The sequence below is a fragment of the Thalassobaculum sp. OXR-137 genome (assembly GCF_034377285.1).
GTDB lineage: Bacteria > Pseudomonadota > Alphaproteobacteria > Thalassobaculales > Thalassobaculaceae > Thalassobaculum.
On record NZ_CP139715.1, the window covers coordinates 2976998 to 2989475 of the forward strand.

General features: G+C 67.5%; 8 protein-coding genes. 2 read left to right on the forward strand and 6 right to left on the reverse strand.

Features of this window, described 5'->3' with window-relative positions; translation table 11 throughout:
* Position 1 precedes the first annotated feature (1 nt).
* From T8K17_RS14055 to T8K17_RS14070, 4 genes are all read right to left on the reverse strand, one after another.
* Positions 2–1120, reverse strand: a complete 1119-nt coding sequence (locus T8K17_RS14055) for an ABC transporter substrate-binding protein (protein WP_322330360.1) — start codon at positions 1118–1120, stop codon at positions 2–4.
* A gap of 28 nt (positions 1121–1148) precedes the next feature.
* The gene (locus T8K17_RS14060; protein ID WP_322330361.1) at positions 1149–3434 is read right to left on the reverse strand and encodes a TonB-dependent receptor; all 2286 of its coding nucleotides are present in this window, start codon (positions 3432–3434) and stop codon (positions 1149–1151) included.
* A gap of 122 nt (positions 3435–3556) precedes the next feature.
* On the reverse strand, positions 3557–4492 hold the full coding sequence (locus T8K17_RS14065; protein WP_322330362.1) for a FecR family protein: 936 nt from the start codon (positions 4490–4492) through the stop codon (positions 3557–3559).
* A gap of 122 nt (positions 4493–4614) precedes the next feature.
* Complete coding sequence (locus T8K17_RS14070) at positions 4615–5151, reverse strand: RNA polymerase sigma factor (protein ID WP_322330363.1); 537 nt, start codon at positions 5149–5151, stop codon at positions 4615–4617.
* Between the two features lie 218 nt (positions 5152–5369).
* On the opposite strand from T8K17_RS14070, the gene T8K17_RS14075 reads away from it, so the two are divergent.
* On the forward strand, positions 5370–5666 hold the full coding sequence (locus T8K17_RS14075; protein ID WP_322330364.1) for a DUF2218 domain-containing protein: 297 nt from the start codon (positions 5370–5372) through the stop codon (positions 5664–5666).
* Positions 5667–5936: 270 nt separating this feature from the next.
* Positions 5937–7196 (forward strand): Glu/Leu/Phe/Val dehydrogenase, encoded by a 1260-nt coding sequence (locus T8K17_RS14080; RefSeq protein ID WP_322330365.1) that lies wholly within the window; start codon positions 5937–5939, stop codon positions 7194–7196.
* A gap of 54 nt (positions 7197–7250) precedes the next feature.
* On the opposite strand, the gene T8K17_RS14085 is transcribed toward T8K17_RS14080, so the two are convergent.
* Positions 7251–9782, reverse strand: a complete 2532-nt coding sequence (locus T8K17_RS14085; RefSeq protein WP_322330366.1) for an ATP-binding protein — start codon at positions 9780–9782, stop codon at positions 7251–7253.
* 197 nt (positions 9783–9979) lie between these two features.
* On the reverse strand, positions 9980–12469 hold the full coding sequence (locus T8K17_RS14090; RefSeq protein WP_322330367.1) for a DUF2309 domain-containing protein: 2490 nt from the start codon (positions 12467–12469) through the stop codon (positions 9980–9982).
* Between the last annotated feature and the right edge of the window lie 9 nt (positions 12470–12478).

Here is a 12478-nt window from a genome sequence, read left to right on the forward strand (position 1 = left end):
GTCAGTCCCGGTGCGCCGTGGCGAAATAAGTACCGTCGACCTCGAACGGCAGGAACGCCTCGAAGATCCGCTCCAGCGTGGCTTGCGGATCGGTGTCAGCCATCAGCTCCGGATGCAGCCACGCGGCGAACGCTTCCAGCACGACGATGTTGAAGGGCGAGTTGTAGAAATTGTGCCAGACGACATGGGCGCGCCCGTTTCGGACCGCTCCAAGGCTGGCGAATTCCGGTTGGGACAGATAACGCCGCAGGCTGTCCCGACCGGTCTCCGCGGTCATGCCGGGCCCGACCGCGACCGGCGGATCCCCGCGCTCGTACTCTTCCCGTGTTCCCGACGCGGTGCCGATCCAGACATCCGGATCCTCGACGATCAGGAATTCGGCCGTGTGCTGGGTGGTGGGGCCGGGGGCCGTGCCGTCGGCGATGTTGCGACCGCCGGCCAGCTCCACGAAGGGGCCGAGCATGCCGTCGGCCATGCCCCAGCAGCATTCTCTGCGGCCGGGATGGACCTGCAGGAAGACGGACGGCCGGCTCGGCGCCGTGGCCACCTTGTCGAGCACCGCCTGGCGGCGCGCGCGATAGAAATCGGTATAGGCGGCGGCCCGCGTCTCCTCGCCGAGGACGCGGCCGATCAGCTCGACCGACGGCAGGGTGTTGTTCAGCGGGTCCAGCCGGAAGTCGATGAACAACACGGCGATGCCGGCCGCCTCCAGTTGGGCGATCAGCTCGGCGTTCTCGGCCCCGGGTCCGTGGTCGCCGAGCCCGAAGATCGCCACCTGCGGATCCAGGTCGATGATCCGCTCGACCGACACGCTGTCGGCGTTGCGGTGGCCGAAAAGCGGAATGTCGCGGGCTTCGGGGAAGCGGACATAAAGCTGCTGTTCCAGCTCCGGCTGGGTCCAGCCCAGGGTCGTCATCATGCCGACGAGACCCTCCACCGGATGGTCCGGACGCAAAAGCGCGAGGAGCGGTATGTACCGCCCCTCGCTGATCACGAACCTCTCCACCGGCCGCTCGACCGTCACCCGACGGCCGGCGATATCGGTGATCTCTAGCGGCTCCGCCAGGGCGGGGAAGGCCGCCAGGCAGAAGGTGGCGGCCAGCAGCCGTAGCCGTTTCATTCGCACGGGGCGCTCCGTCGATGGGGGCTCAGAACCGGACCTTTGCGCTCAGCAGGAAGGAGCGTCCCGGCTCGTTCAGAACCTCCACGCCGGGGTATTCCTGGCCGTAGGAGGCCCGGTCGGCATAGGTCTCGTCGAAGATGTTCTTCACCGTCGCCCGCACCGTCAGGAAGGGATGGGTCTCCGGTGTGTAGGAGACGAAGGCGTTCGCGACCTCATAGGCCGGGAAGGGCACGCCGGGGGAGGAGGTGTAGATGTCGGTGCTGTCCTCCTCGAAGAAGAACTGCGCATCCGCTCCGATGGTGACGCCGGTGGCGGGGACGGTGTAGGCCGCCTCCGCCGTCACGACCTGTCCGATCGCGGTGCCGATATACTGGTACTCCGAAGTGCCGGAGTTGCCGTTGATCTCGGTGTCGATATCGGCATAGCCGATCTTCACGAAACCGTCCGCCCATTCGTACCCGGCGCCGATCTCGAAGCCGACCGATTCCAGGTCGCTGTAGACGTTCGGCCCGCCGCGATATTCCTCGTCGCGGATGTCGTCGATGGTGGTCTTGAACACCTTGCCGTAAAGGCTGAAGCCGGCGAGGCGGGGGCTGATGCCCTCGCCCCTGAATTCCAGGCCGGCAAAGACGTTGTCGGCGGTCGAGGGCTCCATGCCGCCGCTCGGATAGGCCCAGTCCGGGTTGACGATGAAGGGTTCGGCCAGGTCGACCCCGCCGAAGACGTGGGACGCACCGGCGCTGGCCGTCAGGAAGGGCAGCAGGTCGTATTCGCCGGAAATGTTGCCGGACAGTCCGGCGTTCTCGGAGTCCGAGCCGTCCAGCCCCTCGAAGCGGTGCAGGTCGCCGCGGCCGCCGAAGGAGATCCGCATCCGGTCGGTCGGCTCCAGCCGCGCCTGGGCGAACAGGCCGTAGTTCTGCGCCTTCTCCTCGAGGCCCATCCATTCCGCGCCGTAATCGGGGAACGAGCCTTCGCTGGTGTCCGAGTAGAAATCGACGCCGACATCCACCGTGCCGAGCGCGATCTCCGACGTGTTGGCCAGCATCCCGTTCAGGCTCTCGTAGGTCCCGAAATTGTCGTTGCCGGTTTCCAGGGCGTCGAGATGGGTCGTCGCCAGGGCCAACCGGCCATAGGGGTTCAGCAGGCCGGTCGGCGTGGCGTTCTCGAAGGAGACGACCAGGTTCTCGCGCTCCAGCCGGTAGTTGCGGGTGGCGGCGGTGGGGCGTCCGGCGTCCGTCGAGATGAAGTTCGCGCGATAGGGCCGGTCGCCGTCATCCTCCACGTTCTCGTAGGACAGTTCGAACCGGTAGCCGGTGTCGTGCTGGTAGGCGAGCTTGCCCAGACCGCTCACGAAGTCGGTCTCCGAACCGAGAACCCGGTTGCCGTCGCCGTCCTCGAACTCGTCGCCTCGGGCGAGCTTGAAGTAGCCCAAAGCCTCGAAGCCGGAGTTCCGGCCGAACAGGGTCAGGTCGTTTGAAAGGGTATTGCCGTTGGTGTTGAACTCGGTGCCGGCCATACCGCCGAAATTATCGCCTGGCGCCAGCAGGTCGGCCACGTCCTTGGTCTCGTAAGCGATGGATCCGCCCAGCGCGCCCGGTCCGGCATCGGCAGGGGCGACGCCCGGATTGACCCGCACCGCCTTCAGCAGATCCGGGTCGATCAGGGTCGTGGCGTTGTGGTGGAACAGCTTGTTCTTCTGACGGGAGCCGTCGATCGTGACGGAGAGGTTGGTCTCCTCCACGCCGTTCACATAGACCTTCTGGGAGATCGGCAGGGAACTGCCCACCTGGACGCCCGGGGTGCTCTTGAAGACGTCCTGCAGGTCCTGGGGATCGAGCCGTTCCAGGGTTTCGGTGTCGAGCGACACGGTGGACGGACCCGCATAGTCGGCCACTCCGCCACGGCCGGCCACCACGATCGGATCCAGGGTGACGGCGGACGAGCTGGCCGCCGGCGCGGTGATGACCGCCCCGCCATCGCCGACCTCGGAGATCAGACCGGTACCGGCCAGCAGCGTGCGCAGGGCGGCTTCCGGCGCCATGGTGCCGGCCAGCGCGGTCGATGTCTTGCCGCGCACCGTATCGCCATGGGCGGAGATCTGCATGCCCGCCTGCTGGCCGAACAGGGCCAGGGCGTCGGCGAGGTTCTGTGCCGGAATGTCGAAACGCCGGGCCTCGGCCGCCTGGGCCACCGTCACCGGCCGCGCATCCTGCGCCCGTGCCGGACCGTCCGCCATGACCGCGCAGGTCGCCAGTACGAGCGCCCCACCGCGGACCCACCGCCCGCGCGTTGCCGATACCGTCTTCGTCATAACTTCCCCCGTCACGCCGTCCGACCGGCGATAGCAGATCATTTGCAACTGCGACTTATTCGCAGATTTTGACTGATGACGATCGGGACGCTCGGACGTTCAAATTTTTCCCGGAGAAAAGTTCAGCCGCCGTCCAGGATCAGGAGCCAGGGCGAGAACCGGTGCAAGTCAGCCCCCTGGGAGGCGGCGATCAGGCCCAGGGCACGGGCAGGGTCGGACATGTCGAAGATGCCGGTCACCGGCTGGGCGGCCAGGCGCTCGCCGCGCAGGACGATCAGGCCGGGATAATAGCGCCGGATCTCCGCGACCAGGTCGGCGACCGGCCGTTCGCGGGCGGTGACGAGGTTTTCGGTCCAGATCCCGATCTGCGCGGGCAGGACCGCGCCGAGTTGGGCGGTGCCGGAGCCGGAGATCCGGATCGACTGGCCCGCTTTCAGCCGTCTGCCGCCCGCTCCGGGCGCCGCTTCGACACTGACCACGCCCTCGCGGACCGCGACCGCTTCGAGCCCGTCGAGCCGCCGGACCTCGAAGGCGGTGCCGACGGCCGTAGCGGTCGCCGGTCCCGCCGAGACCGAGAAGGGGCGGGCAGGGTCCGGCGTCACCTCGAACAGGGCGATGCCGTCCAGCAGGTCGATCCGGCGGCTGGCAGTATCGTAGTCGACGGAGAGGGCGGAGTTGGGCGCGAGCTGCACCACACTGCCGTCTGGCAGCACGATCCGCGTCACCTCGGCCGTCCCGGAGACGAAATCGGCGCGCATGGTGCGCACGAGCGACGGCGCCAGCATGAGCATCAGGCAGGCCACCAGCGCCGCTGCCGCCCCGCCGAGAAGCCAGCGCCTGCGCCGATTGGGGAGGGGCACGACGGTCGCCGTCCCGGATCGCTCGACCGCACCGAGACTCCGGTAGGTGCGCACGACCGCCTTCCACTGATCTCGATGGGCCGGATCGGCACTGAGCCAGTCGGCGAACCGATCCTGCAGCACGGGATCGTCCGGCCGGTCGCGCAGGGCAACCAGCCAGTCGGCGGCGATCCAGTGGTCATGTCGGTCGGCCGTCACGAAATCCTCAAGATCAAAGCCGTCATCCGCGCGGTCCCTGTCGAGCCGGAGCGCTCCGTCCCTGTCCTTAGACGTTCCGCGATGGCCGACGTTCAAATTCGACCCGTCTTTTCCGGTCGGGTTCATGGGCGGTCCAGCCGTTGCCGGCAGTGCTCGAGGGCCTGGACGATCAGGCCGTGGGCGGTTCCGACCGAGACGCCGAGTTCCGCCGCCACCTGCTTGACCGGGAGGTCGGCGAAGCGATGCAGTTCCAGCGCCCGGCGCATCCGATCGGGCAGTTCCGCCATCGCGGCCTGCAGGACCCGCAACTCCTGACGGGAGGCGGCGGCGGATTCGGGCGTTGGTCCGGTCTCGCGCAGACCCTCCAGATCCCCCAGCGCCTCGGCCAGGAGCTGATCGCGTTGCCGGTCGCGGACCCCGCTGCGCCGGCTGTCGAGGCAGAGATTGCGGACGGTGCGGTACAGGTAGGCGACCGGCTCGTCGATGACGGTGGTTTCCGCCGAGGCGGAGAACCGGATGAAGGCCTCCTGCACGATCTCCTCGGCCCGGGCGAGGTCGCCCAGCAACCGGCCGGCATAGCCGACCAACGCACCGCGGTGATCGGCATACAGGACGGCGACGCCGCCGCCGGACGGCCAGGATCCATGTCGGCTGACCATCGCGTCCCTACCCGGGCGTCCGGCCGCGCGGCACCGCGCACGGCTCGACCGGAATGCGGGGGCAAGGAAACGTCAACGTCATGGCGATGGATCCGGCGCGTCGGAGAACGGCGCACCCTAAAAGCTATTGCGAGTTAGTCGCAATAGTGTTCTCTCTGTGGCATGGATCCCTTGCCGCCACCCTGCCAGGCCGGCTCAAGACTGAGGAGACAGGACCCTTGGAAACATCGACCGCCCGGGTGCGGACCGGCAAAGCGGACCGGTATCTGGTCCAACTGTGCAAGCATTTCGGCCACCGGGTGCCGGCGGAATGGAGCGAGACCGACGGAGTGGTCCGGTTCGAGCCGGGGACCTGCCGGATGACGGCGGGCGACGACACGCTGCTTCTCGCCTGCGAGAGTGCCACCTCCGAGGATCTCGCCGTGGTCGAGACCGTGGTCGCCGACCACCTCCTGCGCTTCGCCTGGAAGGAGGACCTCACCGTCGAGTGGAAGAAGCCGACCGCAACCTCCTGAGGACAGTGCCGGACGGACGGATGGGCGGAGTGCCGGATGCGTCCAGTCTCGGACTCCCCGGCTCGGTTGACCGATGGGCGCACCGATCCATCTGTGTGTCCACGTCACCGGGTCCGAAGGGAAATCGACCGTATTGGCTTTCCGCCATGAACATCTCCGGCCGCGCGTAAGAATAGACGCCGCATCGATTGCCCAGACGGACAGCGCGATCCGGTAACGGAACCCGCTCCTGTCCGCCGGACTCGGAAACTCTGATCCAAGGGAGACTTGATGGGCGAATTATTGTCGAGCGCACGCGTGCGCCTTTTCGAGGCGGCGAAGGCGGCAGGGATTAGCGAGAAGACCCTGAAGCCGCTGTCGTACCCGAAGGAAACCATCGCGGTTTCCCTCCCGCTGCGACGGGACGACGGCTCCCTCGAACTGATCAAGGCCTGGCGCTGCCGGTATGACGACCATCTCGGCCCGACGAAGGGGGGCATCCGCTTCCACCCGTCGGTCTCGGCCGACGAGGTGCAGTCTCTGGCGTTCTGGATGACGGTCAAATGCGCCCTGATCGACCTTCCGTTCGGCGGCGGAAAGGGCGGGGCGCAGATCGATTTCCGGGGGCTGAGCCCGCAGGAACGCGAACGCTTCACGCGGGAGTTCGCCGCAGGCTTCGCCCATGTGATCGGCCCGGATCGCGATATTCCCGCCCCGGACGTCGGCACCGGTCCGACAGAGATGGCCTGGATCGCCGACACGTACGGAAAGCACCGCACCGGACACACCCGCCATGTCGTGACGGGCAAGCCGCCCGTCCTCGGCGGGCTGGCTGGGCGCGCGAACGCCACCGGCGACGGCGCCTTCATCGTGCTCAAGGCCATGGAGGAGGCGCTGGGTCTCGCGGGGACGAAGAGGCGGATCGCGCTGCAAGGCTTCGGGTCCGGTGGGCGCCGCTTCGCCCGCCGCGCGGTCGAAGACGGCTGGACCCTCGTCGCCGTCGCCGACAGCAGCGGCAGCGTCCGCAGCGAAAAGGGTCTGGATCTCGATGCGCTCGAAAAGGCCAAGGACCAGAAAGGCAGTGTGACCGAGCTGGATGGCGGGGAGACCGACGAGTCCGGCGCCGTCCTTTTCACCGACTGCGACCTCCTCGTCCCCGCGGCGCTCGGCGGACAGATCACCGCCGGGAACGCCGAGAGGATCAAAGCCGGCGCGGTCCTGGAGATTGCCAACGGTCCCGTCAGTGCCGACGCGGACGATATCCTGCGCGAGCGCGGCATCCGGATCGCGCCGGATGTCCTGGCGAACGCAGGCGGTGTCTTTGTCAGCTGGCTGGAATGGGTTCAGGGGCGGACGCAGATCCCGTTTTCAGACCACGACGTCGACAACCGTTTGAAGAAGCGGCTCGAGGACCGGTCGAAGGCGGTGATCGAGGCGGCACAGGAATTCGACGTGGATTTCCGCACGGCCGCCTATGTGCTGGCCGCGCAGCGGCTTGCGAAGGCAGTCTCCGCGCAGGGTGCGCATCTGTATGGGGCTCAGGAACGCTGAGGCCTTAGAGGGCACTTCACGGTTCAGGTCGCTTCGAGCTGAACCGGTCGCGTTCTAGGCGACGGATCTCTGCTGGGAGACGCCGGCGACCTCCTGGACCGCACTGTTGATGGCATCGACTTCGATCGGTTTGGCGATGAACGCGTTTATGCCGATGGCCAGGCAGGCTTCGCGGTTCTGTTCCATGACATCGGCGGTAAGGGCGATGATCGGCGTGCGGGCCTTCTCGCCGGGCAGCATCCGGATCCGGCGAGCGGCCTCGATCCCGGACATGACGGGCATTCTGATATCCAGGATCACGACGTCGAAGTCTTCGGCTTCGACCGCCTGGACGGCTTCGAGGCCGTTGTTGACCATGACGATCCGATGGCCGCTCTTGCTCAGCATCGCCTCGACGATGATCCGGTTGATCTCCACGTCTTCGGCGACCAGGATCCGGAGGCGGCGGGTCGGGCAAGGCGCGGTGCCGGCCGGGTCGGCGGCGTCCGCCTGGGCGTCTTCGACCGCCTTGGCCGGCAATCGGACGGAGAAGGTGCTGCCTTCTCCGAACCGACTTTCGGCGCTGATCGATCCCTTCATCAGGTGAACGAGCCTCTGGCAGATGGCGAGACCCAGTCCGGTGCCCTGATAGGTCCGGCTGATCGACGCGTCGGCCTGGGTGAAGGCGTTGAACAGCTGGGGAAGCACCTCCGGCTTGATGCCGATGCCGGTGTCGGCGATCTGGAAGGTCAGGCCGCCGCCGGCCGGATCGACGGCGCAGCGAAGGGTGACCGACCCCTGCTCGGTGAACTTGACCGCGTTGCCGAGAAGATTGAGCAGGATCTGGCGCAGCCGTGTCGGGTCGCCCTTGACCCATCGGGGCACATCCTTGTCGATCTCGGCCGAAATGGCGATCTGATCGATCTTCTGAACCGGGCAGATCTGCTTGGTCAGGACAATGACGTCGTCGATCAGCGGATGCACCTCGAAGGCGATGTCCTCGACCAGCATCTTGCCGGCTTCGAGCTTGGATAGATCCAGGATGTCGTTGAGAATCGTCAGCAGCCCGGCCGAAGCGCCCTTGATCCGGCGCACCTTTTCCGCCCATTCGGGCCGCAGATCCTCGTCCAGCAGCAGGTCCGCCATGCCCATGATGCCCGTCATCGGGGTCCGGATCTCATGGCTCATTGCCGCCAGGAATTCCGACTTCGCGACATTCGCCGCCTCGGCGGCCTCCTGCGCCGTCTTCAGCTCGGTGACGTCGATCCTGAGGCCGACCACGCCACCCTCCGGGGTCGGGCGCTCCCGCAGCTTCAGCCAGCGGCCGTCGCGAAGCTTCTGGTTCATTTCCCCACCCGCCCGATGGGTGCTCAGACGGGACTGGATGAAGGTTTCGAAATCGGCGTCGGGCTGCTCGGGCACTACGTAGGCGCCGCCTTCGGCCGACGCCCGCAGGATCGTCTCGAACGCCACGCCGGGCTGGATCACCTCGAAGCCGCGCGGGAAGAATTCCTTGTACTTCCGGTTGGCGAGGACCAGCCGGTCGTCCTTGTCGAACAGCACGAACCCGTCGTCGATCGAGTCGATCGCCATGCGCAGCATCTTCTCCGCCTGCTCCGCCCGCTCGGTTTCCTTTTTCCGCAAGGTGATGTCGTTCTCGATCGCGATGAACTTCTTCGGCTTGCCGGGGTCCTGGATCGCCTGGCAGCTGATCTCCACCCAATAGGGCGATCCGTCCTTGTGATAGTTGAGGATCTCGACGTCGAAGGCCTCACCGCGCCCTATGGCGTCGTGCATCTTCTGGACGGTTGCCGGGTCGGTCTCAGGGCCCTGCAGCAGAGCCCCGGGCGTTCTTCCGAGCGCTTCCTCCAGGGTATAGCCGGTGGTGCGGGTGAAGCCTTCGTTGACCCATTCGATCCGGCCGTCGCCGTCGGTGATGACCACCGCGTTCGTCGTGTGGCGGACCACCAGCGACAGTTTCGCGTCTTCCTCCTGCTGCTTGACGAGGCTTGCGCGCAGTTGCACGTGCTTTCGGGCAAAATCCACGGCCAGCCCGACGATCACCGTGCTGGCAATGTTGTTGCCGAGCAGGATCAGCCCCGCTTTTCGGATGATCTGCATGGCTGTCGGCGCATCGACGCTGACGAAGAAGGCCGGCAGGACGGCAAGAGTGCCGAGCGCGCCGACGATCGCGAGCATGCTCGGGCTCATCGACAGGTTCTTGCGCCGGACGACGGCAAGGACCAGCAGGCCGAAGATGCCATAGAGGAGAAAGCCGACGGCTCCGCCCAGCGCCACCGGCCCGCCGATCAGATAGTAGCGACCGAACGCGCCCATTGCGGCGGCGACGATCGCTCCCACCGGTCCACCGAAGACGGCGGCGAGGATGGCCGGTCCGGCGCGCGGGTCGAAGGTCGCACCAACCGGCAACTCAATCGGCTTGAGCATGACCACGATGATGATCATCCCGAACAGCGTTCCGATGATCATGTCGTGGATGTGCCGCTTGGATCCGACGGTCGCGCGCGAATCGATATACGCCACGCAGACCGACAGCATCACAAGAAGGCCCAGTCCTCCGGCAAACTGCGGTAACCACGCTAGCATCGCGACCATTCCTCTGTGGGTGGTTCGAATATGCTAAATTGATGTGCTTAACGGCCCGTTAAATTGCGTTGACCTTTATCAAAATTTTGCGCGTCTCCCGGTCGCAATTTCGCGCTCGAACCGGCCGTCTGAGCCCGTGTCGGGACCATGCCGGGCCGTGTAGACGCCCGGCTTGGCACGTGTTTGGAAGGAGCGGTTTACACCGCGACAGGCTCCCACCGGGGCTGTCCGGTCGATCGGCGGGCGACCCGTCCCTCGGGGTCGATGGAGAACAGGAAGATCCAGCCGTTGTCCACGAGACGGCGCACCGTTTCGTGCCGGGCGACGATCCGGTCGATGGCCTGTTGCGGCGCCTCCAGATAGACCGAAAGCCGCATCGGGTCGTGGACCAGTCGGTCGCCGTCATGGACCGATTGCAGGGGCAGACCGACCCGAAGATCGCCGCCGTTGCCCTCCATCACGCCGATCGTGCCGACCACGTTGTGCAGCGTCTTGTTGCCGCTTCCGAACACCCGGTTGTCGACGCTGGAGCCGTAGTACTGAAGGTTGATCCAGCTCGCGACGATCATCGGTGCCGTCATGATCAGCTCCAGGATCCGGAAGTCCGTATCCGACTGCCAGTCGTAGCTGTGCAGAAAGACCTGGCCCTTGAGATCCATGCCGGCGGTGCGGGTGCGCGGGGCCGCCACGAACGCGGTGCAGCCGGCGAGCCCCCATTCCGGACGCACCTGGCTCCAGTCCCGGGCGCGGGCCCGAAGGCTGCGATCGACATCGCCGCCGTCCTGCAGCTTGAGCGAGGGCGCGCGTTCCAGCCGGGCGATCCGGCCGGCCGAGGCGAGCTGCTCCTTCAGACGCGCGAGGTCGTCCAGATGTTCCGGCGCCTGCCTGTCGGCGTCGAACAGGGTGACCGCGTCGGTGGTCGTGTCGTGCAGGCCGGCGACGAAGACCGTGTCCTGCGGCACGCGGATGCCGCGCTGTGCCAGCCCCTTCCGGACGTCGGCGTCGTTCAGCAGGGCCGCCGCCACCCGGGCGTTCACGTCGCCGCTCTGGCCGCCGCACGCCCCGCAGTCCAGGCCCCGGGCATGCGGATTGTTCACGGTCGACGCGCCGTGGCCGACCAGGAGAACGACGCGGGCGAAGCCCCCGGTCAGCGACATGCCCGTCAGGATGGCCTGCGCTATCGCGACCCGGTCCGCCCCGGCGATGCCGGTATGCCGCCCGCCCGCGACCGGCGGATCGATCTCCGGCCGGGTCCGGCCGCGCACCGGTCCGAGGAGGCCGGCGCCTACAGGATCGGCAACCGGCCGGGTCAGACCGAGGCTGTCGGTCACCAGCTTCGCCGCGAAACCCAGCCCGGAGAGCTCGACAAAGGGAAAGCTTCCGGCCGCGGTCCGCCGGACCCGGGCGATCGCCTGGGCGACGCCGCGCCGGACCTGCCGTGCCCGGCCGACGGCCGCGCTCTCTGCCGGCGTCGGGCTGGCCTCGCGGATGACGGTGGTCGGCGCCAGCAGCACCGGGCAACGCGGCAGGCCCTCGTCGCTGCCGAGCGGCACATGTTCGAGCGGGAGGCCGAAGAAACCGGCGAAGCCCAGAGTGTCGATATCCGGCGAGACTGTCTCGAGCGCCCGCCGGAACACTTCCGAGCGCACGTCGATGCAGAAGGCGGCCTGCACGGCCGGCCGGCGACCGGCGGCGGGGCTCTCTGTCCTGGGGGCTGCCGCCAGGGTGCGGGCGAACCGCCGCTGCCAGGCGCGCTCGTACGCCGACAGCAGCACCAGGTCCAGGGCCGCGGGCTCGCCGATGGACGGGCCGTCGGCGTAGCTCCTGCGCGTCTCGGCCCATTGCGCGGTCACGTCGACATTGGCGAACAGCGCGCCGCGCAGGATGACCTCCCAGCCGAGCCGGGCGGCCAGCAGCTCGAACAGGTGATCGCTGTGCCGACCCTTCAGCTCGGCTTCCCAGAGCAGGTGCCGGGCGTATCCGGCCCAGCCCGAGACGGTCATCAGCAGCCGATGACAGTAGAGCTCGACGCCGGCCGGCTCGATCCCGAGGAGCAGGACGGCCTCCCGGACCAGGTCCTCCGGCGCCTGCGGCAGATGGGCCGCGTGCCGCCGGGCCGATGTCAGACCATGGATCTCCGCCGTCCTGTCCGCCGAGGCGACCTCGCGCCAGACTGCATAGAAGCTGCCGCTGGGCTCGTCCTCAGCGAAATGGGCGGCGGCACAGGTCGAGAGTTGCTGTACCACGATCCGCGGCCAGTCGGTCCCGGTCGCACCGGCGGCAATCTCCGCCACCGTCGCGATCGGGCGGATCTCGGAAGTGCCGTGGCCCTCCGCCAGCGCTTTCTTGATCTCGGCGACCGATGCCGGCAAACCGGTGCCGTGGGTCGCAGCTAGGGCATCGGCGAGGTCCGGGTCGGTGATCCGCCCGCTCTCCACCGCTGCGGCGAAGAACGGCCGGTCCATGAACATCCGCGCGCCCGCTACCTGGGCCATCCGTCCGGCCGCCTGGGCGAAGGGATGGCTGTCCAGGCCGAGGAAGGGATTGACCGCGACGAACCTGTCGAGCGGCCAGAGCGGGGCGATGCGGCGCAGTGCGGCCCGTGCCGCGGCGACCGGGTCAGGGTCGGCGGTCGCCGGCCGGGACTCCAGATGGGCAAGGTCGGCGGGGTTGGCTTGAACGTTCATCGGACGATC